Source organism: Sphingomonas panacisoli (assembly GCF_007859635.1).
GTDB classification, from domain to species: domain Bacteria; phylum Pseudomonadota; class Alphaproteobacteria; order Sphingomonadales; family Sphingomonadaceae; genus Sphingomonas; species Sphingomonas panacisoli.
On sequence record NZ_CP042306.1, the window covers coordinates 2,813,897 to 2,839,365 of the forward strand.

Here is a 25,469-nt window from a genome sequence, read left to right on the forward strand (position 1 = left end):
CGCTCGCGGTTCGCGAGTCGTTGGTCGTTACGCTATTGAGCGCCCGTCCACCCGGCAAGTTCCCGCGACATGATTGTCGTCAGCATCGTGATGCTGTCGGCGCTGTCGTTGAGGCAGGGGAGGTAGGCGAAGTCGGTGCCGCCCGCCGCGCGGAACGTCTCGCGCCCGCGAATGTCGAGTTCCTCGAGCGTCTCCAGGCAATCGGCGGAAAAGCCCGGCGCGACGACCGCGACGCGTTTGATCCCTTGCTCCGGCAACGCGGCGAGCGTTTTGTCGGTGGCCGGCTCGAGCCATTTCGCGCGGCCGAAGCGTGATTGAAATGTAACGATCGTGTCTTTTCCGAGCGCCGCGCCGAGGAGGCGCGCGGTCTTCTGGCAATGGCAATGATATGGATCGCCGAGCTCAAGCGTGCGTTGCGGCATGCCGTGAAAACTCGCGATCAGCGCTTGCGGTTCGAAGTCCAAAGCGGCCAGCGACGCCCGTACCGACGACGCCAGCGCCTCGATATAGGCCGGATCGTCGTGATAGGGCGGCAAGGTCCGCACCGCCGGTTGCCAGCGCATCCCGGCCAGCGCGGCGAACGCCTTGTCGTTGGCGGTCGCGGTCGTCGCGGCGCAATATTGCGGGTAGAGCGGCGCGATCAGGATGCGGTCGCATCCCGCCGACTGCATCGCCGCGAGCCGGTCCGCGATCGCCGGCTTGCCGTAGCGCATCGCCCAATCCACGACGACGTCCGGTCCGAACGCATGCTTCAACGCCGCCGCCTGCGCGCGCGTGATCGCGGCGAGCGGCGAGCCGTCGTCGCGCCAGACTAAGCGATAAGCGTGCGCCGACTTCTTCGGTCGCGTGGTGAGCACGATCCCGCGCAAGATCGGCTGCCACAGCAAGGACGGGATCTCAACCACGCGCTTGTCGGACAGGAATTCGGCGAGATAGCGCTGCACCGCTTTGGGGCTGGCATCGTCGGGGGTACCGAGATTGACCAGCAGCACCCCGATCTTGCGCGGCGGGATTGGGGGGTGGTGGGGGGGCAACCTCACGATACGCTCACACCGCCATGCTGAACTTGTTTCAGCATCCATGTGCAATGCTGACCCCAAGCGCGTCGCTCATTTGTCGCGGCTCGCATGGACCCTGAAACAAGTTCAGGGTGACGACGGTGGAAGAGGCTCACGCTTCCCCCACCTTTAACGGCAGGCTGCGGATGCGGAACCCCGTCGCCGATTGCAGTGCGTTGGCGATGGCCGGGGCGACCGGCGGGACGGCGAGTTCGCTGACGCCACCGGGATCGGCCTCGCTCGGGATCAGCTCGACGGTGATATCCGGAACGTCGGCGAGGCGCGGCAAGTCGAGACCGCCCAGCCCCAGGCTCTCCGCCCAGCCGCCTTTGTACTTGGTGGACCCGCCCAGCGCCGCCGCCATGCCGAACACCAGTCCGCCTTCGATGTTCTGTTTGACGACGTCCGGGTTGATCGTCCGTCCGCAATCGGCCACCGCGACGATGCGGTCGACCCCGATCGATTGGTCCTCGTCGATATGCGCCTCCGCGAACACCGCGATATGGCTGCCGCGAAAACTATGGCAGGCTAGGCCCTGCCCGCTGCCCGTCACGCCGCCTTCCCAGCCGCCCAGCGCCGCGGCGGTCGTCAGACACCGCGCCAGCCGTGCATCGCCGCCCAGCATGCCGATGCGGAACGACATCGCCTCGGTGCCGGCGATATGCGCGAGTTCGTCGATGAAGCATTCGGTGAAGAAGCAGGTGTAGCTGTGGGCGCCCGACCGCCAATGCCCGGTCGGCAAGTCGATATCTGCCTCGTGGAAATCGACCGCGTAGGACGGGATTTGATAGAAGGGCGTCGCGCCCGCCATCGCATAACCGTCCCGGCCGCTCGCCAGCGACAGCGCCGCCAAGGCGGTGTGGTCGTCGGCGAGCAAACGATGCGCAAGCTCGCGCCCGGTCGCCGGTGCGGCGATCTTCGTCAGCAGGCCGGTGATCCGCCCCTGATTGTCGATCCGCCCCGCCATCCGTGCGAGTGCCGGCGCGCGCGGGCGGTCCTGCTGGATGTCCTCGGCCCGCGACCACATCACCTGGACCGGACGCTTGAGATCGCGGGCGAGCATTGCTGCCTGGACCGCGGCGTCGTGTTCCAGGTTGATCCCGAACCCGCCGCCGATCGGCATGGGGTGGATCACGACCGCGCCGTCCGCGACCCCCGTCGCTGCCGCCACCGCCGCGCGGACCAGACTGGGTGCGAGCGTCGGCGCCCAGACTTCGACGCTGCCGTCGGTCCACGCCGCGGTCGCCGCGCGCGTTTCGACCGGCGCGTGGAGCGCGGGGTCGGCGCGATACGTCGCGGTCACGACGCTTACGCCCTTGAACGCCGCACCGACATCCCCCGCCGACACCATGCGGACGCCTGGCCCCTTCAACGCGGTATCGAGCGCGCGGCGGATGGTGGTGGTCGATCCCGGCGTGCCGGGGATACGGAAGCGCGGGCGCACCGCCGCGATCGCACGATCCGCCGCCCACCAATCGGACGCGATCGCCGCGACCCAGCGCTCTTTCCTGACGATCGCCACGACACCACGGATCTTCTCCGCAGCCTTGGTATCGCAATCGAGCAGCGTCGCGTCGGGCGCAGGCGCCGCGCGGACCGCCGCGAACACCATGCCCGGCAACCGAACGTCACCGGCGAAATTCACCGATCCGTCCACCTTCGCCGGGCTGTCGAGCCTGGGCAGCGACTGTCCGGTCAGCCGCCCGGTCTCGCCGCCGCGCAGCGGTACCGGATCGGGAACACTGCCGCCGGCCGCCTCTGCCGCCAATTCGCCGAAGCGGAGCTTGTCCTTGCCGTGCACGACGAACCCGCCCGCCGTGCCGCACGATCGCCAGTCCAGGCCCCAGCGCTTCGCGGCGGCCATTTGCAGCAACACGCGCGCCGCCGCGCCGGCCTCGCGCAGGTCGCCTTCGAACTGGCGGATCGACGTCGATCCCGCGGTCAGCATCAGCGCGCTCGACGTGACATGGCCGTCGCGCAGGCCCTGCGGCAACCGATCGAACGCGCCTTCGAACAGTTCGGACGCCGCCATCGGGTTGGCGTAGAGCTGGTTGAGCGGTGCCGGCTCGACCGCGATGGTCCGCCAGTCCGCGCCCAGTTCGTCGGCGACGATCTGTGGCAAGGTCGTCCACACGCCCTGCCCATGCTCGGCCTGCGGCACCGCGACCGCGATATGCCCGTCCTCACCGATCTTGAGCCAGGCGTTGAAGATGTGCTCGCCCTTCGCGGCGGTCAGGTTCGCCGCATAGTGCCGCGGCCACACCGCCCACGCGACGACCAACCCCACGCCCGCGCCGCCGCCGATCAGGAGGTTGCGGCGGGTGAGCATCGGCTTCGATACGGGCTGGGCGGCGTCGGCCATGTGAATCCCTACCGTGCCACTTCCCATCCGTCACCCCGGCCTTGTGCCGGGGTCCGCATCACCACGAACGATACCGCCTGTTGCAGGGCAGACCCCGGCACAAGGCCGGGGTGACGACTAGGCCATCGCCCGATATTTCGCCCTGAGCCCGACCTTGTCGATCTTCTCGGTCCCGAGCCGGGGCAGCGGGTCGCGCGCGATCCAGATCCGCGCCGGCACCTTGAACGCCGCGATATGATGACGGAGGAAATCCTGCAGCTCGCCTTCGGTGCAATCGTCGCCGGGATGGAAATGCACCACCGCGCCCGGCACTTCGCCGAACCGCTCGTCGGCCAGTCCGAACACCGCGGTCTCGGCGACGAGCGGATGTTCGTAGATCGCGGCCTCGACCTCCTGACAGCTGATATTCTCGCCGCCGCGAATGATGATGTCCTTCTTGCGGTCGACGATGAACAGATAGCCGTCCGCGTCGAGATAGCCGATGTCGCCGGTCAGGAAGTAGCCGTCCTTGCTGAACGCCGCGGCGGTCGCATCGGGCCGGTGCCAATATTCGCGGAAGTTGCAGATCGAGCGGATCGCGATTTCGCCGCGCTCGCCCTGCGGCACCTTGTTCCCCGCATTGTCGAGGATCGCGAGGTCGACCAGCGGCAGCGACGCGCGTCCGGTCGAATTCGGCTTGGCGAGGTAATTGTCGCGCCAATTGCCGCAGCCGACACCGTTGGTTTCGGTCAGGCCGTACCCGATCAGCGGCGCGCCGCCGCCCATCTCCTCGTTGATCCGCCGCACGTGATCGACCGGGCGCGGCGCGCCGCCCGCGGCGAAATCGGTCACCGACGACAGGTCGTACTTGGCGCGGTCGGGATGCGTCAGGATCTCGAAGCTCATCAGTGGCACGCCGACGAAATAGCTGATCCGTTCCAACTCGATCAGCCGCATCGCCTCGGTCGCGTCCCATTTGGGCATCAGCACGAGTTTGCGCCCCATCGCGAACGATTGCAGCATCACCGGCACTTCGGCGGTGACGTGAAACAAGGGCACGTTGAGCAGGGTCGAGGGCTGCCCCTCCGGCGGCTTGCCGTCCTCGGTCGCGAGGCCGAGCATCACCAGCGCCTGCGCGAGATAGTTGAGAATCGCCTGCAGCACCGCGCGATGATCGCTGAGCGCGCCCTTCGACTGGCCCGTCGAGCCCGAGGTGAACAGGATGGTCGCGAGATCATCGGGGCCGAGCTCGGGCAAATCGGCATCGGCGTCCGACGCCACCGATGCGAGCGCCTGCGCCAGCGGCTGGAGATCGTCGATCACCACGACGCGCGCCGTCAGCCCATCGACCTCGGTCAGTCGCTTCACGCGCGGCGGGTCGGCAAACACGATGCTGCATTCGACCTCGGTCAGCGCGCCGGCGAACTCTTCCGACTGCCACCAGCCGTTGAGCAGCACCGCAACCCCGCCCGCGATCAGCGTGCCCATATAAAGCGCGATCCAGGACGGCGAATTGCGCATCGCGATTCCCACGCGGTCGCCGCGCGCCAGCCCGCCCGCGACCAGCGCCTTCGCCACGCGCACCGCCTCGGCATGGACCTCGCCGAACGTCAGCCGCTCGTCGCCCGACACCAGGAACGTCGCGTCCTGATGCTCGGCGCAATAGTGCGCGAAGTAGTGCGCCAGACTCGGCGGCGCCGCGGCGATCATCGGGTAGGTGCGACCGCCGACCGTCACCTCGGTCAGCCCCATCGGACCGCCATCGCCGATCAGCTTGCCGATCCCCGCATCCATCCGCCCGTCGAGCACGCTCGGCATCGCTCTCTCCACTTGGTCTTACTGCCCGACACCCTTATGGAGGCGCGAAACCCCGGGGAAAAGCCTTGATCCTGCACGCACTGACCGCGATCGATTTCAACGACCTGCATCTGTCGAAGGTGCTGTTGCATATCCATTTGTTCGGGCGCGATTTGTTCGACATCAAATGGTATTCGATCGCGTACATCGCCGGGATCGTCGTCGGCTGGATGTACCTGATGCGCCTGCTCAAGGCGCCGGGCGCGCCGATGGCGAGCCGCCATGCCGAGGATCTGGTGTTCTACGCGACGCTCGGAATCATCCTGGGCGGGCGAATCGGTTACGTGCTGTTCTACGATCCGTCGCTGTTCCTATCGGTCAAATTCTTTATGCTGTGGGAAGGCGGCATGTCGTTCCACGGCGGCGTCATCGGCACGACGCTGGGGATCATCCTGTTCGCGCGGCGGCATAAGCTCGATTGGCTGCGCATCCACGATTACGTCGCGTGTTGCGCGCCGTTCGGATTGCTGTTCGGCCGGCTCGCCAATTTCGTGAACGGCGAATTGTGGGGCAAGCCCGCCGATCCCAACCTGCCCTGGGCGGTCATCTTCCACGGCACGCCAAAGGATGTCGCGCGGCATCCGAGCCAGCTCTACGAAGCGGGCCTCGAAGGCGTCGTCCTGTTCGCGATCCTGTGGTTCGCCTTCTGGAAGACCAAGGCGCGCTACCAGCCGGGCAAGCTCGTCGGGCTGTTCATCCTGTTCTACGGCCTGTTCCGCTACATCGTGGAATTCTTCCGCGAGCCCGACAGCCAATATGCCGACAGTCCGATCCTCGGCGTTGCGGGGCTGCATATGGGGCAGTTGCTGTGCATCCCGATGGTGCTGGGCGGGCTCTATTTGATCTGGACCGCCAAGACCCGCCGCGACCGCGTGACGCCGATCGCGGGAGACGAAGCGGTCGCGTGAGGTGAGCGACGGGTCCTTGCCCGACCGTCTGGCGCGCGCGATCACGATGGCGGGGCCGATCCCGCTGTCGCAATATATCGCCGCCGCCAACGCCGAATATTATGGCAGCCGCGACCCGCTGGGATCGGCGGGCGACTTCACGACCGCGCCGGAGATCAGCCAGATGTTCGGCGAGTTGATCGGGTTGTGGGCGGCAGACCTGTGGCAACGCGCTGGATCGCCGCCCGTCGCCTGGGTCGAGTTCGGCCCGGGGCGCGGCACGCTGACCGCCGATGCCTTGCGGGCGATGGCGACCGTTGGCCTGACCCCGTCGGTCCATTTCGTCGAAACCAGCGCGGCGCTGCGCCAGCGCCAGAAGGCGGCGGTGCCCGATGCGATGTGGCACGACGACGTCGCCACCCTGCCCGACGATCGCCCGCTGATCGTCGTCGCCAACGAATTCTTCGACGCATTGCCGATCCGCCAATTGGTGCGCGGGGGCGACGGCTGGCGCGAGCGGATGGTCGCGTGCCAGGACGTCCTGTTCCTGCCGATCGCCGGCAAGCAAGTGCCCGACACGGTCATCCCCGAGCATCTGCGCGACGCCGACTCTGGATCGGTCATCGAGACCTCCCCCGCGTCGGTCGCGATTGCCCGCGCGCTGGCGCAGAGGCTGGCCCGTCAGGGCGGCGCCGCGCTCGTCATCGACTACGGCTATGAAGGTCCGGCGATCGGCGACACGCTGCAAGCGATGAGCGGGCATGCGTTCGCCAATCCGTTCGAGGATCCCGGCAACCGCGACCTTACCGCGCATGTGGATTTCGCGACGTTGGGCGCCGCGGCGGCGGTCGAGGGCGTGCGCGTCACCGGTCCGATCGGCCAGGGCGTGTTCCTGTCGGCGCTCGGCATCGAACCGCGCGCCGCCGCGCTCGCCCGCACCTCCCCCGACCGCGCCGACGCACTCGCCGCCGATCGCGCGCGACTGTGCGATGCCGACCAGATGGGCGACTTGTTCAAGGCGATGGCGTGGACCGCGCCAAGCTGGCCCGAGCCTGCGGGGTTCATATGATCGACTATCGCGACGCCAAGCCCGCCGACGGCCCCGAACTCGCGCAAGTCGCGCGGCGCTGTTTCACCGAGACGTTCGGCAACCTCTATCGCCAGGAAGACCTTGCCACGTTCCTCGACGCTGCGTTCGGCACGACGGGACTGCCCTCGCACGTGAGCGATCCCGCGTACACCGTCCGCGTCGCCACCGACGACGGCGCGATCATCGGCTTCTGCAAGGTCGGCCCGGTCGTCTTCCCCGGCGAGTGGCCGGAAACCACGATCGAGCTCCACCAACTCTACGTCCTCGGCCCGTGGCAGGGCGAGGGCATCGCGCCGGTGCTGATGGACTGGGCGCTCGGCACTGCACGCAACCGCGACGCCAAGGACGTGATTCTGTCGGTCTATATCGACAATCACCGCGCGCGGCGCTTCTACGAGCGCTACGGGTTCGTCGAGATCGGGAAATACACGTTCATGGTCGGCGACCAGCCCGACGACGACCGACTGATGCAGCTGACATTATGAGCGTCGAGGTCAATCGGGCGCGGGTGCTCGACGGGGTCGCGCACGGCTTTCTCGGGCGCCGCGGCGGGGTATCGACCGGGCTGATGGCGGGACTCGATATGGGTCGGCGCGGCCAGATCGAGATCGGCCCCGACCTGGCCGAGAACCGCCGTCGCGCGATCGCCGCCGTGTTGCCCGACGCGACGCTGATGACGCTCTACCAGGTCCATTCGGCCGATTGCGTCACGATGATCAAGCCGTGGGAAGATGGCGCCCGGCCGCATGCCGATGCATTGGTGACCAACCGGCCCGGCTATCTGCTCGGCATTCTGACCGCCGATTGCGCACCGGTGCTGCTGGCCGACAGGGAGGCCGGTGTGGTCGGTGCGGCGCATGCCGGGTGGAAGGGCGCGATCCGCGGGGTCACCGACGCGACTATTCTTGCGATGGAAGCAATGGGCGCACGGCGCGACCGCATCCACGCCGCGATCGGCCCGTGCATCTCGCGCGCCAGCTACGAGGTCGATGCCGCGTTCCAGCATCGCTTCGAACAGCACGACCCCGCCAACGAACGCTTCTTCGCCGCGGGTCGCGACGGCCACGCGCAGTTCGATCTGGAGGCCTATGTCGCGCACCGCCTCGCCGACGCTGGCGTTCGTACGGTAGAAGCGACGGGACTGGACACCTATGCCGACGCGGACCGCTTCTACAGCTTCCGGCGCTCGACCCATCGCGGCGAACCCGATTACGGCCGCCAGATCTCGCTGATCGGGTTGCCTGGCTAGGCGGCCAGCATCGCGAGTTGCGCGCGGACGAGGTCGAGATTGTGCCGCGCCAGATGGCTGCCCCGGCCCGGCACCGACCCTTCGAGGTCGGGCCGCTCGCCGATCGCCAGGCATCGCTCCCACGACGCACAAGCGTGCGGCAGCCAATGCCCGACCGCGTTCGCCGGATCGGCTATCGCGCAGTCGAGCAGCACATCGCCGAGTACGAAGTGGAAGTCGGGCGACCGCGCCCACGTCTGGCGATGCTCCTCGGCAAACTCGATCGCTTCGTCGAGCTGCCCGCTCTTCGCCAGCGCATGGAGCTGAGCGACCACCAATTCATGCCGCCAGTTCGCTTCGACCGGGCTCAGCGTCAGCGCGGTCGCGAAATGCACGCTCGCCGCGCGTTCGTCGCCGCGCATCTGCGCGTCCTTGCCGAGCTGATAGTGGAGATATGGATCGTCGGGCGCGTCGCTTAGTTCGGCGAGCAGCAGCGGTCGATTGCGGTCGTATTTCCGCGCGAGTTGTGCCTCGGCATAGCCGTCATGGCCGATCGTCAGATCCACATGCACACGCGGCAAGTCGGACTCGACCTGTTCGTGCACCCGACCGACGAACCGGACGCCGCGCGGCAGCAAGCGCGTGATGCGGTTGCGCGTGACGTTGCCCGCGGCGCCATCGCTGGCGATGGTCACGCGCCCGAGCCGCGCGGAACCCCCACACCAGTCGCGTAGACATTCGCCGCCGCTCTCGATCCATTCGTCGGCGTCGACGACCAGATTCCAGTCGGCATCCGCCAACAGCAACGCGGCGTTGCGCGCTTCGGCGAAGCTGTCGGGCCAGATCATTTCATGCACTTCCGCCCCGCACCCCTGCGCGATCGCGATCGTGTCGTCGGTCGATCCGGTATCCAGCATCACGATCCGATCGACCCACGGTCGGACACTATCCAGACACCGCGCAATGCAGCGTGCTTCATTGCGGACGATCAGCACGACGGCGAGCGAGGGACGGCGACCGGTCATCGCTCCGGGCTTGCATCATCGTGGTGAAAATCGCGTTAACCATAGTGCCCAAGGAACGCTTCGAGTCGTTTCACTTGCAACCTTTTTGCTTCTATGCGTTCAGGCGCCCAAGGAGATAACGATGCCCAACCAGCCCACCGGAACCGAAGCCGACCTGACCGGCGTCGAGGCGAAAGCGCCCAAGGCCCATGTCGATCTCGATCGGCGGGCGCAAGCTCAAGCCGTCGACGATGATGATGGGCCACGGCTACGATCCGATGCTGTCGGAAGGCTCGCTCAAGCCGCCGATCTTCCTGACCTCGACCTTCGTTTTCCCCAACGCTGCGGCGGGCAAGCGGCATTTTGAGGGCGTGACGGGCAAGCGCCCGGGCGGTGCCGATGGGCTGGTCTATTCGCGGTTCAACGGCCCAAACCAGGAAATCCTCGAGGATCGCCTGGGCATCTGGGAAAGCGCCGAGGACGCGCTCGCCTTTTCGTCGGGCATGTCGGCGATCGCCACGCTGTTCCTGGCGATGGTCAAGCCGGGTGACACGATCGTTCATTCGGGACCGCTCTACGCCGCGACCGAAACGCTGATCGCGCGCATCCTCGGCAAGTTCGGGGTCAATTGGGTCGACTTCCCGGCCGGCTCGACCCGCGCGGAAATCGATGCCGCCATGAAGAAGGGCGCGGACACCGGCAACGTCGCGCTCATCTATCTCGAGAGCCCGGCCAACCCGACCAACGCGCTGGTCGATGTCGAGGCGGTCGCCGCCAGCCGCGACGCGATCTTCGCCGACCGCGCCGACAAGCCGCCGATCGCGATCGACAACACCTTCCTCGGTCCCGTTTGGGCGCAACCGCTCAAGCAGGGCGCCGACTTGGTCGTCTACAGCCTCACCAAATATGCCGGCGGACACAGCGATCTCGTCGCCGGCGGCGTGTTGGGGTCGAAGGCGCACATCAACACTATCCGGATGATGCGCAACACGATCGGCACGATCTGCGACCCGCACACCGCCTGGATGCTGCTGCGAAGCCTGGAAACGCTGGAACTGCGCATGACCCGCGCGGGCGAAAATGCCGCCAAGGTCTGCAAGTTTCTGAACGATCATCCGAAGGTCGAGAAGGTCGGCTATCTCGGCTTCCTCGAGCAACAGGGCGACGCGCGCCAGGCCGACATCTATCGCCGCCATTGCACCGGCGCCGGCAGCACCTTCTCGCTCTATCTGAAGGGCGGCGAGGCGGAAGCGTTCAAGTTCCTCGATACGCTCAAGATCGCCAAGCTCGCGGTCAGCCTGGGCGGCACCGAGACGCTGGCCTCCGCCCCGGCCGCGATGACGCATCTTTCCGTCCCCGACGAGCGCAAGCAGGCGCTCGGCATCACCGACAACCTCGTACGTATTTCGATCGGGGTCGAGGATGCCGACGATCTGATTGCCGACTTCGCCGCAGCGCTCGACGCGATTTAGGCCATCGCACCAACACTCGGCGAGATTTTTGCTCGGTATCTGGCGCGAAATCCCGGTCGCTTCCCCGCTTCAGGTGTATTATTCAACTGGCACACTAACTGCATAGCCCTTCTCGACCGGCACTGGCCGGGGCACACGAGGAGGAAGTCAAATGAGGATATTGGGGTATCTTAGCCTGATGGCGGTATTGGCGATCATGGTGATGGTGATGGCGGGCGGACCTGCCGTAGCAAGTCCGGCGAAGGGCTATCAGATCACCTATCTTGCCGACCGCGGTCATTATTGCCTGAAGCCGCTGACGGCCGACGAAGCCGACCGGCTCGGCATCACGATGTACAAGACCGAATGCCACACCGCAGTGGCTTGGGCGGGAATGGGGCTGAAGATCACCCGCAATTGACGCCGCCGGCCGGCTGGCACCGAGAGTCAGCCGGCCACCCCTTCGTCGAGCAGCCGCAAATCGCGACCTCGCGTCTCACGTCCGAACCAGGCGCACAGGCCGAGCGCGGCGATCGTCGGCACCATGATCAGGCCCGCCACGACGCCCATGGACGGGACCAGCGCGGTGATGCTCAGCGCTTGCGCTCCGACCCCGCCAGCCTTGGTGCACGCCGCGACCCAGCCCGTGGCACGGCCACGGACGCGCAAGGGGAAGCTTTCGGCGGCATAGGGCAGCAGGATCGCGATGATCCCGTTCGACCCGACGATCAGCAGAGCGACGGGCAAGACGGGGCTTCCGACGCCCGCGAATTCGAGCCGCAACACGCCGACAAGGCCCAGGAACGTGACGCCGATCATCGTGACGAGCGACCATTTGGTGCTCCAGCGGCTATACATCAACGCACACACGAACACCGTCGGGAACGCGATTAGCGCGGATTCGGCGAGCAATTTGCTCGACACCGCCATCGAATAACCCTTCGCGACCAGATCGGCGGGAAGCCACAGCAGCAACCCGAAATTGACCAGACCCCAGGCAATCGCAGCGGTCGACAGCGCGGCGAGTTTACCGATCAGCTTCGCCCCGGTCAGTGCGTGGCTCACCGTTCCGGCGGGGAGCGGCGGCGGGGCGTCGTGGCGAACGGCGGTCGCTCCGAAGCGCGCCATCACCGCACGCGCCTCGGCGTCGCGACCCCGCGCGAGCAGGAACTTGGCCGATTCCGGGATGAACCCGCCCAACAGAACGAGCGTCAGCCCGGTGGGCAGGTTGAGCAGCCACAGGATGCGCCATCCGAACACGGGCTGGAGCAGCGCCGACAGCCCGCTCGCCGCGAAATAGCCGCCGACCGCGCCCAGTCCACCGACCAACACCAAGCTCCAGCCACGGTGGCGGTTGGGCATCATTTCCGCGAGCAGCGCATAGGTCACCGGCAGCATCCCGCCGGCCGCCGCGCCCATCATGAAGCACATGCCGATGTTCCAGGCGAGGCTGGGCATCGCGCCGCAGATCGACGTGCCGACGAACATCACCGCCGACAACAGGATCGACGCCTTTCGCCCGTAGATATCGGCGATCACACCCCACAATACCGATCCCGTGACCGTACCGATCAGCGCCGCGAACGGCACCAGCGACGCGGTCGCCTTCGACACCGCATATTCGCCGACCATGCCGGGAATCGTAAAGCCGAGCGAAGCCGGTTTCATCACGTCGATGATCAGCGCGACGACCAGCACCAGCATCAGCCGCCAGTGCGGCCAGCCGAGCGCGGCATCCTCGGGCGCCGAAATCTCGATCGTCTCCGCGGCTGCGCGCTGATCGGCTAGGTTACGGGGGAGCAAGCCATAAGCGGCGATCCCGACCCCGGCGATGATCAACCCCATGCCGGCGACCATGTCCCAGCCCATCGCCATACCGGCGAGGCGGAAATGCATCATCCGCCCCATCAGGAACATGGGCAGGTGCATCATGACGCCGATCGTGACGGCGATGCAGCCAAGCGCGAACGCCCAGATCGCCTGACGGTCGCTGAGCGTCGAACTGAGCCCCCGCGCCACGATCAGCCGTCGCCGACGCGCTCGATATCGGCGCCGACCGCCTGAAGCTTTTCCTCGAGCCGCTCATACCCGCGATCGAGGTGGTAGACACGGCTGACCTGGGTCTCGCCGTCGGCGATCAGGCCGGCGATGATCAGGCTCATGGACGCGCGCAGGTCGGTCGCCATCACCGGCGCGCCGACCATGCGATCGACCCCGCGCACGACGGCGGTGCGGCCGCGCACTTGGATATCGGCGCCCATTCGCGCCAGCTCGGGGACGTGCATGTAGCGGTTTTCGAAGATCGTTTCGGTCAGCACGCTCGCACCGTCGGCCTTGCACAGCATCGCCATGAACTGCGCCTGCATGTCGGTCGCGAAACCCGGGAACGGCGCGGTCGAGAGCGTCAGCGGCTTGAGCTTGCCGTCGGACGAAACGTGGAGCGAATGGCCCTTTTCCTCGACCGTGACGCCGGCATCGACCAACGCCGCGATCGTCGCGCGCATATCGTCGGCCTTGATCCCGGCCAGTTCGACATTCCCGCCGGCGATACCGACCGCACAGGCATAGCTGCCCGCTTCGATCCGGTCGGGCATCACGCGGTAGGTCGCGCCGTGGAGGCGATCGACGCCCTCGATCTCCAGCGTTTCGGTGCCGACGCCCGACATCTGCGCGCCCATCGCGAGCAGCAGGTTGCAAAGATCGACGATCTCCGGCTCGCGCGCGGCATTCTCGATCACCGTCGAGCCTTTCGCCAGCACCGCCGCCATCACCGCATTCTCGGTCGCGCCGACCGACACGATCGGGAAGGTCACGCGTCCGCCCGGCAAACGCCCGCCCGGCGCCTTGGCACGGACATAGCCGGCGGCAATCTCGATCTCCGCGCCCATTGCTTCGAGCGCCTTCAGGTGGAGATCGATCGGGCGGTTGCCGATCGAACAGCCGCCGGGCAGCGACACCGTCGCCTCGCCCGCGCGCGCCACCAACGGCCCCAGCACCAGGATCGACGCGCGCATCTTGCGGACGATGTCGTACGGCGCCTCGGTCGAGGTCAGCCGGCCCGCGCGCATCGTCATCACGCGCCCGAAATCGGTGGGACGCGCGCCTTCGATCTCGGTCGACGCGCCAAGCTGGTTGAGCAGATGACCGAAGCTGTCGACATCGGCGAGGCGTGGCAGATTGCGCAACGTCACCGGTTCCTCGGTCAACAGCGCGCACGGCATCAGCGTGAGCGCCGAGTTCTTCGCACCGGAGATAGGGAGCTTGCCCGACAGCCGATTGCCGCCGCGAATGAGGATACGGTCCATGGGCGGTATCTATCGTCGTTACGCGCTCGCGCAAGCAGTGGCGTAATGCAACGGGTTCGCAACCACCATTGATCGACTTTAATGCACGTCTGCCCGCGCCCTGCTTTGTGTAAAGAAAGGTCGCGGGGGTTAGTATAGCGTGTCAGGTAGTTGTTTCGCCGAGCGTTTGGGCGATCTGGTATCGATCACAACGGCTGAACACGACGCGTTGGCGCGGCTCGAAGAGCGCGAACGCGCGGTACGGCGCGGCGCGACGATCCAGCGAGAAAATGATCGCGTCGGCGAGCTCTTCATCCTGAAGAAGGGGGTGATGATGTCGTCGATGCTGCTCGACGACGGCAGCCGCCAGATCCTGCGCTTCCTGTTTCCCGGCGACATGATGGGTTTGTCGAGCCTCGCCTATCGCGAAGCGCCGGAGACACTCACCGCTCTGTCCGACAGCGTCATCTGCCCGTTCGAACGCGCGGCGTTGAGCGAAATCGTTGGCGCACATCCCCGGCTCGGTGCGTTGATGATGGTCTATGGCCAGATCGAACGCGCCGCGCTGACCGACCGGCTCGCGGCGCTCGGCCGGACGTCGGCCAAGGCACGGGTCGCGGCGGTACTGATCGACATGCGCAACCGGCTACGGATGATCGACAAGTCGATCACGGATACTTTGGTGCTGGGGCTCACGCAGGAAGAGATCGGTGACGCGACCGGGCTGACCGCCGTTCACGTCAACCGCATGCTCCGTCAGCTCGAAGACGATGGACTGATCGCGCGCGAACACGGCCGGATCACCTTCGCCAACGAACGCGCGTTGATCCGCGAGGCGAATTACGTCGATCGCTATCAGGGGCTCGATCTCAGCTGGCTGCCCGCGGCGCGATAGTCCTTCGCCGGGGCGACGACGCTACTTCAACGTCGAATTGTCCAAGTTCAGCTTGTCCGCCGCGATCACCTCGACGGTCGGATATTTTTTCCGCAGTTCGTCGATGAAGAGCTTGGCATCCCCCACGACGATGATGCTCGCGTTCGTCGGATCTAGCAGGCGCTGCGAGATGCTTTGAACCGCGGCCGCGTCGATGCCGTCGATCTTGGGCGTGAAGGCTTTCAATTCGTCGAGCGGTACGTTCTCGATCACATAATCGCCCAGGATGTTGGCGATCCCACCCGTCGTTTCGGTCTCGCGGCCGAAATCGCCGATCAGTACCGCCTTGCGCGAAGCGAGTTCACTCGCGGACACCGGCGCCGATCCCATGCCGCGCATCGCATCGACGATCAGGCCGACCACTTCGGGCGCCGAGGGATTCTTCGTCTGCGTGTTGGCCGCGACATAGCCCGGCTGACGCCGCGCCGCGAGCGCGCTGCCCGCGCCATAGGCGAGCCCGCGCTTGATGCGGATTTCCTGGTTGAGCCGCGCCGAATAGCCGACCCCGAGCGCCGCGTTGGCGACGCTGGCGGCGTAGAATACCGGACTGCTGCGCGCGATGCCCGTCCGTGCGACCACGACGCCCGCTTGCCCGGCAGCAGGCATATCGACGACGATCACGCGCGGCGGCATTGCGTCGACAATGGCCGCAGGCGCCGGCACGACCGGCCGGCTGCCGACATTCTTCCACGTACCGAAATTCCGCTCGGCCAGCACCCTAGCGGCGGCGGGCGTGATGTCGCCAACCATGATCAGCGTCGCGCCGTCGGGCTGCCACGTCTTGGCATAGGCGCGTTGCACGTCGCCGCGCGTGATCGCCTTGAGCGATACGGGCGTGCCGGCGAGGGGGTGCGCGTACGGGCCGTCCCCCATCACCGCGCGCGTCGCGACGAGGCCGGCCAGCCGCGCCGGATCCTTGAGCTGAACCTGGACGCCGTCGATCGTCTGCGCGCGGTCACGCTCCAGTTCGTCGGCGGCGAACACCGGGTTGCGCGTGACGTCCGCGAGCACCGCCAGCGCCGGGGCGATCTGGTCCGATTTCACCTGGAGCTCCACTTCTGCGGAGTCCCAGCCCGCGCCCGACTGGATCGAGCCGCCCAGCTTCTCGACCTCGGTCGCGATCTGAGTCGCCGACCGTGTCGTCGTGCCCTTCGTCATCAGATCGGCGGTGAGGTTGTTGAGCCCCGCGCGATCCGCCGGGTCCGCGGCGCCCCCACCGTTCGCGATCATCGACGCACTGATCAGCGGCAAATCGTGCTTCTCGACGACGATCAGCGTCATGCCATTGGCGAGCTTCATGGTCACCGGCGCGGGCAGGGCGGCGACGATCGGCTTGGCCGGTTCGGGCGGCAGGATGCGCTTGGCATCGCTTGCGGGCGTCACCACCTCGACGTTCCCGGGCGTCTTGAGCTCCGCGATCTCGACCGTCTTCGCGACGCCGATCACATCGCTCTTCGCGCCGTTCGCCATTTCGGCCGGCATATAACGGATCGCCGCCGACCGATCGTCGGTCAGGTAGCGACGCGCGACGCGCTGGATGTCGGCCGGCGTCACCCGCGCGATCGCCGTTAACTGCTTGTCGGCCGCCGCCGGATCGCCGTCGACGATCACCGATCGCGCGATCGTCGACGCTTTGCCGTCGGCGGTTTCGCGGCTTTCGATCGTCGCGGTCAGCAACTGGTTCTTGGCGCGCGCCAGTTCGGCGGGCGTCACCAGCGTATCGCGGACGCGCGCGATCTCTGCGCGCAACGCTTTCTCGCCGTCGGCGACGTTCTTGCCCTCGGCCATGATCGCCAGCGCGACGAACGCGCCGATAGCCTGCTTGGTCTCGACGAAGGTGTTGACCGACTGCGCCAACTGATCGCGATAGACCATGTCCTGATACAGCCGCGACGAATCCCCGCGCGACAGGATCGCGTCGAGCACCGTCAATGCGGGAATATCGGCGTCGTTGTCCGGCGGCGCTTGGTAGCTGATCAGCACCGCGGGCAGCGGCGTGTTGGGTTCGTAGACGGTGTAGCTCTCCGCCTTGGTTCGCGCCGGCTCGATCACCGTCACGCGCGGGATCGGACGGTCGGGCCGTTTGATGCCGGCGAAATATAGATCGACCCATTTGTCGAGGTCGGCCGGTTCGAAATTGCCGGCAATCACCAGCACCGCGTTGTCGGGCCGGTAGTAGGTCGCATGGAACGCGCGGACATCGTCGATCGTCGCGGCTTCGAGGTTGTCGAGGCTGCCGATCCCCGGCCGCGCATAGGGATGCACCTTATAGCTGATCTGCGGGTAGTAGATCGAATAGAGCTTCCCGTACGGTGTCGCGAGCGTGCGCAGCCGCAGCTCCTCCTTCACCACGTCGCGCTCGGACGCGTAACTGACCGGCTCGACCACCAGGCTCGCCATCCGGTCGGCCTCGGCGAACAGCAGCCGCTGGAGGTGATTGGCCGGCACGACTTCGTAGTAATTGGTGAAGTCGGGATTGGTCGATGCGTTGTTCTCACCGCCGACATCCTCGGTCAGGCGGTCGAAATTCTCCGACTTCAAGTTGCGCGTCGCCTTGAACATCAGATGCTCGAACATGTGCGCGAAACCGGACTTACCCTTGGGGTCGTCCTTCGACCCGACATTGTACCACACCTGCACGGAGACGTTCGCCGTCTTGGTGTCGCGGATCGCATAGACGCGCAGGCCATTGGCGAGCGTGCGGGAGGTGTAGGCGATCGGCTTGACGCCGGCGGCAGGAGCGGGCCGCGGCGCCGCCTTCTTGGGCGCAGCTGTCGCGACCAGAGGCAAAAGGGCAACACCCATCAACAGGGCAGCACGGGTCAAGCGCATTCGGTTCTCCGGCGGGAGGTTGGGTCGCGGTGTTGTGTCGTGCTAAGACGCTGGGTGTCAATCGCGACAGGGAGGGAGCGATGGACGGCGCATCGAACTGGATTCCGCGGCGACGTATTCGCGTCGCGATTTTCATCGCCTTGTTCTTCGCCGCGGTCGCCGTGATGGGGGCGGTGCAATCGCCCTGGGCGTTTCTCCTACTGATTCCGGCGGCGGGCGCGAGCGTCGCGGCTTTCATCATGTTGCGGATCAGGCACCAACTTTCCGCCGGGTGGCAGCAGCGCATCCACGACCTCGTTACCGATCGCCTGGCGCTCGCGCCCGACGCGACGGATACGGTGCTCGATATCGGCTGCGGCGACGCCAGCCTGCTCGCGACCGTGCTACGCCGTGCACCGGACGTCGCGGCCACCGGCATCGATTTCTGGGGCAGCGATTGGGACTATGCGCAAACGGCATGCGAGGCGCGGCTGCCCGACGTGACGTTCCGCAAGATGGATGCCGGGCATCTCGATTTCCCCGACGCCAGCTTCGATCGCGTCACGTCGGTGATGTGTTTTCACGAAGTCCCTGCGCGGGAGGGGGCAGCGCTGCCGGGGCCGCTGACGGCGGTAGCCGAGGCGCTACGCGTGCTCAAGCCCGGCGGCCGGTTCGTGCTGATCGATCGATTCCGCGACACCGGCGACTATGGCGACCCCGCGCGCCTCGATGCGATCCTCGCGGCGGTCGACGATCTTCGCCGGGAGCGACTCGTCGCGACGCTCGGCATCCCCTGGCCGCTCAATACCAAGCGCTCGCTCGGACCCGTCGACGTGCTGACCGGACGCAGGCCAGTCTAGCTGACGTTTTTCACCCAACACCGCGTCAGCATTGCGGGGCGAAAGCCGAGGTTGAAATAGAGCGACTTCGCTTCTTCCTCCGCCACCGCACCAAGGAATAGCTGGTGACATCCGGCAGCGCGCAACTCGCGATCGAAATATGCGATCAGGGTAGAGGCGATGCCCTGTCGCCGCGCCGATTGCAGCGTGAACAGATCCTCGATCATCCCCATCCGGTTGGGCGCGATCGCCATCGCGCCATAGGCCAACGCCTGCCCGTCTCGCACCGCGAGATGGAAGCGATATTCCGGCGTCTTGAGCCGGTAATTGGCGATCATCCCGCGCACGAAATCGAGATCAAGGTCGAGCCCGCCGGTGCGCTTGCCTTCCTGGACGTCAGCCGCGACGAGCTCGCCCAGCACATCCCACTCGCGCTGTTCCGTGACCTCGACGATCAGCACCGACGCCGCGCGCGCCGGCGCCAATCGGTCGCACGTCATCTGGATCACGACCGGCCGCTCCGCGAACCCGTCATAGGCCAGCCGCGCGAGAAAAGGTTCTGGCGTGAAGGGATCGGTATGGACGACGCGCCACTCGCTATGGCCGAGATGCTGATCCATCGCCGCGAGCACGGCGTCGATCTCCGCATCGCTTTCGGCCGTCACGTTATCCGCGTGATTGGCGTCCCACAGGTCCGGATGCCGATCGTCCGCGACGATTCCGCAACAGGGCAGCTCGATCGCGTCATGCCCCAGCCGCCGTTGCCAGCGATACGCCTCTGCGAGGCGCCGAAGCGGTTCAGCTCTTTCGCTTGTTCCGGTTGGCATACAGCACTGCCGCGGCGACCGCCGCCGATCCGACCCCAGCGCCGATCGCTGCGATACCCCATTTGCTCAACGTCGCGGGTTCGGGCGTCTTCTTGGCGCCTTCCGCGCGTGCTTTCGCCTCGCGCGCGGCGCGCATGATCTCGTTTTCCTCGGGTCCGAATTCCTTGATCTCGTCGGTCACGCGTCACTCTCCTTGGCGCCTGCGTAGCGCGCCCGGAATCCGCTCGCAAATGCATTGAGCGTCCCGGTCGCGATCGCGCCGCGCAGGTCGATCATCAACGCTTGGTAGAAATAAAGGTTGTGCTCGGTCATCAGCATCGCGCCGAGGATTTCGCCCGCGCGAACGAGATGGTGGAGATAGGCGCGCTCCCACGTCGCGCAGACCGGACAGCCGCACTCGGGATCGATCGGCCCGCGATCCTCGGCGAACTTGGCGTTGCGGATGTTGATCGGACCGGTGCGCGTGAAGGCCTGGCCGGTCCGCCCGCTGCGCGTCGGCAGCACGCAATCGAACATATCGACCCCGCGCTCGACCGCGCCGACGATGTCGTCGGGTTTACCGACACCCATCAGATAGCGCGGCTGGTCGGCGGGGAGCTGGCCCGGCGCGAAGTCGAGGCAACCGAACATCGCCGCCTGCCCCTCGCCCACCGCAAGGCCGCCGATCGCATAGCCGTCGAACCCGATTTCGGTCAGCGCCGCCGCGCTTTGCCCGCGTAACTCTTCGTCGAGCGCGCCCTGCTGGATGCCGAACTGCGCGGCGTTGTCGGCATGCGCGCCACCGCCGAGGAAAGCCTCGCGCGAGCGCTTCGCCCAGCGCATCGACCGCGCCATCGCCGCCGCTTGCACGTCCTTGGTCGAAGTCGTCGGCACCAATTCGTCGAACGCCATGACGATGTCGGAGCCGAGCAGCCGCTGAATCTCCATCGACCGCTCCGGGCTCATCAAATGCCGCGTGCCGTCGAGGTGGCTCTTGAACTCGACCCCGGTCTCGTCGCGCTTGGTCAGCTCGGACAGGCTCATCACCTGATATCCGCCGCTGTCGGTCAGGATCGGCCGTTCCCAGCCCATGAAGGCATGCAACCCGCCGAGCCGCGCAACGCGCTCGGCGGTCGGGCGGAGCATCAGGTGATAGGTGTTGCCGAGGATGATGTCGGCACCGGACGCGCGCACGTCGGCCGGCTTCATCGCCTTGACGGTCGCCGCGGTGCCGACCGGCATGAAAGCGGGCGTGCGGATCGTGCCGCGCCGCATCGCGACCTCCCCGGTGCGCGCCTTGCCGTCGGTGGCGTGGATGGTGAATTGGAAACGGGAAGTCATCGCGCGGCTCCTAGCCATTGCAGGCACGGTCTGTCGACCGCCCCGCTTGCCGCAAGCCGCCGCACTCCCCACCTTCGCCCGACGATCACGGGAGACCCAGCATGTCCGATCTCGCAAAAGCCGGCACCTATCAGCTCGGCGACCGCCAAGTGTATCGCATCGGTTACGGCGCGATGCAGCTCGCCGGACCGGGCGTGTTCGGGCCGCCCAAGGATCACGACGCGGCGATCGCAGTGTTGAAGGCGGCGGTCGCAGCGGGCGTCAATCATATCGACACCAGCGATTTCTACGGCCCGCACGTCACCAACCGCCTGATCCGCGAAGCCTTGTCGCCCTATCCGGCGGGGCTCGCGATCGTTACCAAGCTGGGCGCGACGCGCGGCGACGATGCGTCGTGGAATCCGGCCATGTCGCCAGACGACCTCAAGCGCGGTGTCGAGGGCAATCTCCAGAACTTGGGCATCGATCAGATCTACGCCGCGAACCTCCGCGTGATGGGCGACGGCCACGGCCCGACCGAAGGCTCGATCGGCAAGGAATTCGCGGTGCTCGCCGACCTCCGACGCCAGGGGCTGATCCGCCATCTCGGCATCAGCAACGCGACCGCCGACCAAGTCAGCGAAGCGCAGGACATTGCGCCGGTCGCGTGCGTGCAGAACCTCTACAACGTCGCCAACCGGCACGACGACGCGCTGATCGACGACCTCGCCGACCAGGGCATTCCCTATGTCCCGTTCTTCCCGCTCGGCGGATTTTCGCCGTTGCAATCGTCGACGCTCAACGATGTGGCGACGCGGATCGGCGCGACGCCGATGCAGACCGCGCTCGCCTGGTTGCTCCGGCGCTCGCCCAACATCCTGCTGATCCCCGGCACATCGTCGGTCGCGCACCTCGAGCAGAACCTGGCTGTCGCCGATATCGATCTGGACGACGATGCGATGACCGATCTCGACGCGATCGGGAACGCGGTACCCGCCTAGGTCAGGTAGGCGACGATCTCGTCGGGCGTGGCGAAAGCCTTGTCCGGCCCCATCGCGACCAGGGTTTCCGGGTTGGCATAGCCCCACAGCACCGCGCCCGCGCCGATCCCGACCGCCCGCGCGGCGTCGATGTCGCGCGTCTCGTCGCCGATCGACAGGATAGCGGGCGGCGTCAGGCCACTCGCCTTGATCGCGCGGCGGAACTTGGCGACCTTCCCGAACAGCCCGGAACCGCAGAAATACGCTTCGAACCGCGCTGCGTCGGCGCCCAGTACCGCGCGAACATTCGCCTCGCCGTTCGACGAGCACAGCATCATGCGGATGCCCGCTTCGGTCAGCGTGTGGAGCATCGCGCGGACGCCGTCGAACGTGCGGATCTGCGCGGCGCTGTCGCGAAACCGCGCCCGGACGTGGCGCGCGATCATCGGCAATTTCCAGCCCGGTATGCCGAGATGCTGAATCACCTCGCGCGTCGGGCGCCGGCGGAGCGTCTCGATCTCGTCGCGATCGACGCGACGGAAGCGGAAGCGATCGGCCAAGTCATCGACGATCGAAATGAACCACTCGCCGCTGTCGCTCAGCGTGCCGTCGAAATCGAAGATGACGAGCTTGTACGGGTGCGCCGCGGTCACGGTTTGCCCTTTTTGCGCTTCTCGTAGCCGGGGTTGATGACCGCACGGATCGTCAGCAGTTCGGCGCGGGTCAGATACCCGTCCTTGTTGACGTCGAGCCGCGCGAAGATCTGGTCGAACTTGGCGTCGAGCTCGGCCAGCGTGATCTTGTTATCGCCGTCGGCGTCCGTCTCGAACGGGCTGGGCAGCGCGGTGCGGTCGCCGAGGTAACGCTCCGCCCAGTCGGCGAACGCGATATAGCCGAGCTGGCCGGTATTGCCCGTATCGATCGTCGCAAAGCTCTTCGCGAGGCAACGGTGCATCTCGTCGCGGCTGGTGCGGCCGTCGCCGTCCGCATCGCATGTCGCGATCATCATAGCTACGGGTTCGACCACCAGGCTCGGCGGGGTCGGGCCGACCGGCGGCGGGCCCTTGCTGCCGAGCGGGATCGGCACGCGGTTATTATCGGTCTGCGCCACGGCGGGCGACGCGATCAGCGCGAGGGCAACGGCTAGGGCAACGCGCATGATCATCCTTTCGCGGGCAGCAATAGCGACGCGTCGCCATAACTGTAGAAGCGATAGCCGCTTTCGATCGCGTGCGCGTACGCTTTTTGCATGACGTCGAGGCCCATCAGCGCGGAGACGAGCATGAAGAGCGTCGAGCGTGGCAGGTGGAAGTTGGTCATCAGCCCGTCGATGCCGCGGATCGGCACGCCCGGCGTGATGAAGATCGCGGTGTCGCCCTCGAATGGCCGGACGCGACCATCTTCATCGCAGGCGCTCTCGATCAGGCGGAGACTGGTGGTGCCGACCGCGATCACGCGTCCGCCCGCGGCGCGCGTCGCGTTGATGCGATCGGCGGTCGCGCCGTCGATCCGGCCCCATTCGGCGTGCATCTTGTGGTCGTCGGTATCGTCGGCCTTGACCGGCAGAAAGGTCCCCGCGCCGACGTGGAGCGTCAGCGTGACGTGGCCGATCCCGGCCTGGTCGAGCGCCGCCATCAACTCGGGCGTGAAATGGAGCGCCGCGGTGGGCGCCGCGACCGCGCCCGGCTCGTCGGCGAACATCGTCTGGTAGTCGTCGGCATCGCGCGCATCGGTTGCGCGCTTCGATGCGATATAGGGCGGCAACGGCATCCGCCCGCAGCGTTCGAGCAGTAGTTCGACCGGCTCGTCGCCCGCAAAGTCGAGCGCGAAGCTGCCGTCCTCGCCACGATCCGACGCGATGGCGCTGACGCCGTTGCCGAAATCGATCGCGTCGCCTTCACGCAGCCGTCGTGCGTTGCGGACGAACGCCCGCCAGCGCCGCGGTCCTTCGCGCTTATGCAAGGTCGCGCCGATCTTGGCATCGCCGCGCGTACCTTCGAGCTGCGCGGGTATCACGCGCGTATCGTTGAACACGAGCAGATCGCCCGCGCGGAGTTCCCTGGGCAAGTCGCTCGCGACGCGATCGCGCATCGTCGCGCCGTCGACCACCAGCATCCGCGCCGCATCGCGCGGCGACGCGGGACGGAGCGCGATCCGTTCGGGCGGCAAGTCGAAGTCGAACAGGTCGACGTTCACGCCAACCTCCGGGTCTTGCGGATTACTTCTTCGCGGCCGGCTTCTTCGCCACGGGCTTCGCCGGGACCGGCTTGGCGGCCGGGGTCGGCGTCGGCGCAGGGGCCAGTGCGGCGAGCGGCGGCGGTGGCGGCGCTGGCGCGTAGGCGGGCGGGTTGTCGGCAGCGATGTACGCGTGGACGATCGTCGACGGATTCGCCGGCGGTTCGCCGCGCTCGACCGTATCGACATATTCCATGCCGCTGATCACGCGCCCGAACACCGTGTATTTCTTGTCGAGTACCAGCTTGGGGTCGAGCACGATGAAGAACTGGCTGTTCGCCGAATCCTCGGCCTTCTTCTTGGCGGCGGCATCGGCATCGGGCGCCGCCCCCTCGCGCGCGGCGGACACCGCGCCGCGGACGTGCGGCATCCAGTTGAACTCGGCGGGCAGGTCGGGAAGCGTCGATCCGCCGGTGCCGTCGCCCTTGGGATCGCCGGTTTGCGCCATGAAGCCTTCGATGACGCGGTGGAACTTCAGCCCGTCATAGAAATGCTGGCGGGTCAGGATCTTGATCCGCTCGACCATCTTCGGCGCGACGTTGGGATAGAGCCGCACGACCACGCGACCGCCGGTCGACAGGTCGAGATAGAGCAGGTTTTCCTTGTCGGTCAGCGCCGGTGGCGCGATCCGCTGTTCGGTGGGCGCAACGGCCGCGGCCGTCTTCTTCTTGGCCGCCATCGACGGGTTGCCGGTGACCGCGAGGCACATCGTCGCGATCAGGCCGAGTAAGAAACGCATGGAGACTCCGAGGAAAACTTGGTTCGACTGGTCGCTTAAAGCAAATCAGTCAGCGCGCCAATGCGGAGATAAAGCGGCGTATTTGAGGCAGCCTAGCACTTCTGCTCGGCGACTCGCGCCATCACCTCGTCGCGCACCGTCGGCGGCACGAACTTCGTGATGTCCCCGCCATAGGTCGCGATTTCCTTGACCAGCCGGCTCGCGATCGGCTGCAGCGCGACGTCGGCCATCAGGAAGACCGTCTCGACCTTGTGGTTGAGCGCGCGGTTCATGCCCGTCAGTTGATATTCGTATTCGAAGTCGGTGACGCCTCGGATCCCACGGATGACGATCGACGCGCCCTGCGCCTCGGCAAAGTCCATCAGCAGCGAGTTGAACCCGACCACTTCGATATCGCCATTACCGATCGCGGTGACTTCGCGTCGCACCATCTCCATCCGCTCGTCGTCGCTGAACATCGGCGACTTGGCGGCGTTGGTCGTGACACCGATGATCAGCCGATCAACCAGCTTCGCGCCGCGCCGGATGATATCCATGTGACCCAAAGTGATCGGATCGAACGTGCCGGGATAGACGCCGATGCGTGTGGTCATGCCAGATCCCCC

23 protein-coding genes and 1 pseudogene are annotated in these 25,469 nt (G+C 66.5%); 9 read left to right on the forward strand and 15 right to left on the reverse strand.

Annotated elements, in window-relative coordinates; genetic code table 11:
- Positions 1-32 precede the first annotated feature (32 nt).
- The 3 genes from hemH to FPZ24_RS14035 form a co-directional block, all read right to left on the reverse strand.
- Positions 33-1,082 carry a ferrochelatase gene (gene hemH, locus FPZ24_RS14025; protein ID WP_146572988.1) on the reverse strand — a complete coding sequence of 350 codons (1,050 nt, stop codon included), beginning with the start codon at positions 1,080-1,082 and terminating at the stop codon, positions 33-35.
- 88 nt (positions 1,083-1,170) lie between these two features.
- The gene (locus tag FPZ24_RS14030; protein WP_186728876.1) at positions 1,171-3,420 is read right to left on the reverse strand and encodes a xanthine dehydrogenase family protein molybdopterin-binding subunit; all 2,250 of its coding nucleotides are present in this window, start codon (positions 3,418-3,420) and stop codon (positions 1,171-1,173) included.
- Positions 3,421-3,537: 117 nt separating this feature from the next.
- Positions 3,538-5,217 carry a class I adenylate-forming enzyme family protein gene (locus tag FPZ24_RS14035; RefSeq protein ID WP_186728878.1) on the reverse strand — a complete coding sequence of 560 codons (1,680 nt, stop codon included), beginning with the start codon at positions 5,215-5,217 and terminating at the stop codon, positions 3,538-3,540.
- 65 nt (positions 5,218-5,282) lie between these two features.
- Here FPZ24_RS14035 and lgt point away from each other — a divergent pair, with 65 nt between their 5' ends.
- The 4 genes from lgt to pgeF are packed head-to-tail and all read left to right on the forward strand — an operon-like array spanning position 5,283 to position 8,482.
- Positions 5,283-6,164 carry a prolipoprotein diacylglyceryl transferase gene (gene lgt, locus FPZ24_RS14040; protein ID WP_146572990.1) on the forward strand — a complete coding sequence of 294 codons (882 nt, stop codon included), beginning with the start codon at positions 5,283-5,285 and terminating at the stop codon, positions 6,162-6,164.
- A 46-nt stretch (positions 6,165-6,210) separates the two neighbouring features.
- Positions 6,211-7,212, forward strand: coding sequence for a class I SAM-dependent methyltransferase (locus FPZ24_RS14045; protein WP_146574568.1), 1,002 nt, complete (start codon positions 6,211-6,213; stop codon positions 7,210-7,212).
- The gene (locus FPZ24_RS14050; protein ID WP_146572992.1) at positions 7,209-7,718 is read left to right on the forward strand and encodes a GNAT family N-acetyltransferase; all 510 of its coding nucleotides are present in this window, start codon (positions 7,209-7,211) and stop codon (positions 7,716-7,718) included. Before FPZ24_RS14045 ends, FPZ24_RS14050 begins: the two co-directional genes overlap by 4 nt.
- Complete coding sequence (gene pgeF / locus FPZ24_RS14055) at positions 7,715-8,482, forward strand: peptidoglycan editing factor PgeF (RefSeq protein WP_146572994.1); 768 nt, start codon at positions 7,715-7,717, stop codon at positions 8,480-8,482. The genes FPZ24_RS14050 and pgeF overlap by 4 nt, the downstream gene beginning before the upstream one ends.
- On the opposite strand, the gene FPZ24_RS14060 is transcribed toward pgeF, so the two are convergent.
- Complete coding sequence (locus FPZ24_RS14060; protein ID WP_146572996.1) at positions 8,479-9,486, reverse strand: glycosyltransferase family 2 protein; 1,008 nt, start codon at positions 9,484-9,486, stop codon at positions 8,479-8,481. The two genes, pgeF and FPZ24_RS14060, sit on opposite strands and share 4 nt — an antisense overlap.
- 121 nt (positions 9,487-9,607) lie before the next feature.
- Here FPZ24_RS14060 and FPZ24_RS14065 point away from each other — a divergent pair.
- Both FPZ24_RS14065 and FPZ24_RS14070 read left to right on the forward strand, forming a co-directional pair.
- Positions 9,608-10,937 (forward strand): annotated as a pseudogene (locus tag FPZ24_RS14065) (cystathionine gamma-synthase family protein).
- A 151-nt stretch (positions 10,938-11,088) separates the two neighbouring features.
- Positions 11,089-11,337 carry a hypothetical protein gene (locus tag FPZ24_RS14070; RefSeq protein ID WP_146573000.1) on the forward strand — a complete coding sequence of 83 codons (249 nt, stop codon included), beginning with the start codon at positions 11,089-11,091 and terminating at the stop codon, positions 11,335-11,337.
- A 26-nt stretch (positions 11,338-11,363) separates the two neighbouring features.
- Here FPZ24_RS14070 and FPZ24_RS14075 read toward each other — a convergent pair whose 3' ends face one another.
- Positions 11,364-12,935 (reverse strand): MFS transporter, encoded by a 1,572-nt coding sequence (locus FPZ24_RS14075; protein WP_240047489.1) that lies wholly within the window; start codon positions 12,933-12,935, stop codon positions 11,364-11,366.
- Positions 12,936-12,937: 2 nt separating this feature from the next.
- Positions 12,938-14,221: a UDP-N-acetylglucosamine 1-carboxyvinyltransferase gene (murA, locus tag FPZ24_RS14080; protein ID WP_146573002.1), complete on the reverse strand. Its 1,284-nt coding sequence runs from the start codon at positions 14,219-14,221 to the stop codon at positions 12,938-12,940.
- A 175-nt stretch (positions 14,222-14,396) separates the two neighbouring features.
- Between murA and FPZ24_RS14085 the strand changes: the two genes are divergently transcribed.
- Positions 14,397-15,095, forward strand: a complete 699-nt coding sequence (locus FPZ24_RS14085) for a Crp/Fnr family transcriptional regulator (protein WP_420853402.1) — start codon at positions 14,397-14,399, stop codon at positions 15,093-15,095.
- A 21-nt stretch (positions 15,096-15,116) separates the two neighbouring features.
- On the opposite strand, the gene FPZ24_RS14090 is transcribed toward FPZ24_RS14085, so the two are convergent.
- Complete coding sequence (locus tag FPZ24_RS14090; protein WP_146573006.1) at positions 15,117-17,966, reverse strand: M16 family metallopeptidase; 2,850 nt, start codon at positions 17,964-17,966, stop codon at positions 15,117-15,119.
- 80 nt (positions 17,967-18,046) lie between these two features.
- Here FPZ24_RS14090 and FPZ24_RS14095 point away from each other — a divergent pair, with 80 nt between their 5' ends.
- The gene (locus FPZ24_RS14095; protein WP_146573008.1) at positions 18,047-18,805 is read left to right on the forward strand and encodes a class I SAM-dependent methyltransferase; all 759 of its coding nucleotides are present in this window, start codon (positions 18,047-18,049) and stop codon (positions 18,803-18,805) included.
- On the opposite strand, the gene FPZ24_RS14100 is transcribed toward FPZ24_RS14095, so the two are convergent.
- From FPZ24_RS14100 to tgt, 3 genes are all read right to left on the reverse strand, one after another.
- A complete protein-coding gene (locus FPZ24_RS14100; RefSeq protein ID WP_186728880.1) occupies positions 18,802-19,449 on the reverse strand; it encodes a GNAT family N-acetyltransferase in 648 nt (215 codons plus the stop codon). The genes FPZ24_RS14095 and FPZ24_RS14100 overlap by 4 nt on opposite strands.
- 133 nt (positions 19,450-19,582) lie before the next feature.
- Entirely contained in the window at positions 19,583-19,792 is a 210-nt protein-coding gene (locus FPZ24_RS14105; protein ID WP_146573012.1) for a hypothetical protein, read from the reverse strand.
- Entirely contained in the window at positions 19,789-20,931 is a 1,143-nt protein-coding gene (gene tgt, locus FPZ24_RS14110) for a tRNA guanosine(34) transglycosylase Tgt (RefSeq protein ID WP_146573014.1), read from the reverse strand. Before tgt ends, FPZ24_RS14105 begins: the two co-directional genes overlap by 4 nt.
- A gap of 101 nt (positions 20,932-21,032) precedes the next feature.
- Between tgt and FPZ24_RS14115 the strand changes: the two genes are divergently transcribed.
- Positions 21,033-21,911 (forward strand): oxidoreductase, encoded by an 879-nt coding sequence (locus FPZ24_RS14115; RefSeq protein ID WP_146573016.1) that lies wholly within the window; start codon positions 21,033-21,035, stop codon positions 21,909-21,911.
- Here FPZ24_RS14115 and FPZ24_RS14120 read toward each other — a convergent pair.
- From FPZ24_RS14120 to coaD, 5 genes are all read right to left on the reverse strand, one after another.
- Positions 21,908-22,543 (reverse strand): HAD hydrolase-like protein, encoded by a 636-nt coding sequence (locus tag FPZ24_RS14120; protein WP_146573018.1) that lies wholly within the window; start codon positions 22,541-22,543, stop codon positions 21,908-21,910. The two genes, FPZ24_RS14115 and FPZ24_RS14120, sit on opposite strands and share 4 nt — an antisense overlap.
- Complete coding sequence (locus FPZ24_RS14125; RefSeq protein ID WP_146573020.1) at positions 22,540-23,049, reverse strand: EF-hand domain-containing protein; 510 nt, start codon at positions 23,047-23,049, stop codon at positions 22,540-22,542. Before FPZ24_RS14125 ends, FPZ24_RS14120 begins: the two co-directional genes overlap by 4 nt.
- 2 nt (positions 23,050-23,051) lie before the next feature.
- A complete protein-coding gene (queA, locus tag FPZ24_RS14130) occupies positions 23,052-24,086 on the reverse strand; it encodes a tRNA preQ1(34) S-adenosylmethionine ribosyltransferase-isomerase QueA (protein ID WP_146573023.1) in 1,035 nt (344 codons plus the stop codon).
- 22 nt (positions 24,087-24,108) lie between these two features.
- Entirely contained in the window at positions 24,109-24,864 is a 756-nt protein-coding gene (locus tag FPZ24_RS14135) for a peptidylprolyl isomerase (RefSeq protein WP_146573024.1), read from the reverse strand.
- Between the two features lie 92 nt (positions 24,865-24,956).
- Positions 24,957-25,457: a pantetheine-phosphate adenylyltransferase gene (gene coaD, locus FPZ24_RS14140; RefSeq protein ID WP_146573026.1), complete on the reverse strand. Its 501-nt coding sequence runs from the start codon at positions 25,455-25,457 to the stop codon at positions 24,957-24,959.
- Between the last annotated feature and the right edge of the window lie 12 nt (positions 25,458-25,469).

Excerpts from the sequence above, each read along its gene's own strand:
- FPZ24_RS14090 (WP_146573006.1), bottom strand. The coding sequence starts at position 17,966 with ATGCGCTTGACCCGTGCTGCCCTGTTGATGGGTGTTGCCCTTTTGCCT.
- tgt (WP_146573014.1), bottom strand. The coding sequence starts at position 20,931 with ATGACTTCCCGTTTCCAATTCACCATCCACGCCACCGACGGCAAGGCG.
- pgeF (WP_146572994.1), top strand. The coding sequence starts at position 7,715 with ATGAGCGTCGAGGTCAATCGGGCGCGGGTGCTCGACGGGGTCGCGCAC.
- FPZ24_RS14035 (WP_186728878.1), bottom strand. The coding sequence starts at position 5,217 with ATGCCGAGCGTGCTCGACGGGCGGATGGATGCGGGGATCGGCAAGCTG.
- coaD (WP_146573026.1), bottom strand. The coding sequence starts at position 25,457 with ATGACCACACGCATCGGCGTCTATCCCGGCACGTTCGATCCGATCACT.
- FPZ24_RS14050 (WP_146572992.1), top strand. The coding sequence starts at position 7,209 with ATGATCGACTATCGCGACGCCAAGCCCGCCGACGGCCCCGAACTCGCG.
- FPZ24_RS14135 (WP_146573024.1), bottom strand. The coding sequence starts at position 24,864 with ATGCGTTTCTTACTCGGCCTGATCGCGACGATGTGCCTCGCGGTCACC.
- FPZ24_RS14045 (WP_146574568.1), top strand. The coding sequence starts at position 6,211 with ATGGCGGGGCCGATCCCGCTGTCGCAATATATCGCCGCCGCCAACGCC.
- FPZ24_RS14095 (WP_146573008.1), top strand. The coding sequence starts at position 18,047 with ATGGACGGCGCATCGAACTGGATTCCGCGGCGACGTATTCGCGTCGCG.
- hemH (WP_146572988.1), bottom strand. The coding sequence starts at position 1,082 with ATGGATGCTGAAACAAGTTCAGCATGGCGGTGTGAGCGTATCGTGAGG.
- FPZ24_RS14125 (WP_146573020.1), bottom strand. The coding sequence starts at position 23,049 with ATGCGCGTTGCCCTAGCCGTTGCCCTCGCGCTGATCGCGTCGCCCGCC.
- FPZ24_RS14115 (WP_146573016.1), top strand. The coding sequence starts at position 21,033 with ATGTCCGATCTCGCAAAAGCCGGCACCTATCAGCTCGGCGACCGCCAA.
- FPZ24_RS14030 (WP_186728876.1), bottom strand. The coding sequence starts at position 3,420 with ATGGCCGACGCCGCCCAGCCCGTATCGAAGCCGATGCTCACCCGCCGC.
- FPZ24_RS14060 (WP_146572996.1), bottom strand. The coding sequence starts at position 9,486 with ATGACCGGTCGCCGTCCCTCGCTCGCCGTCGTGCTGATCGTCCGCAAT.
- murA (WP_146573002.1), bottom strand. The coding sequence starts at position 14,221 with ATGGACCGTATCCTCATTCGCGGCGGCAATCGGCTGTCGGGCAAGCTC.
- FPZ24_RS14070 (WP_146573000.1), top strand. The coding sequence starts at position 11,089 with ATGAGGATATTGGGGTATCTTAGCCTGATGGCGGTATTGGCGATCATG.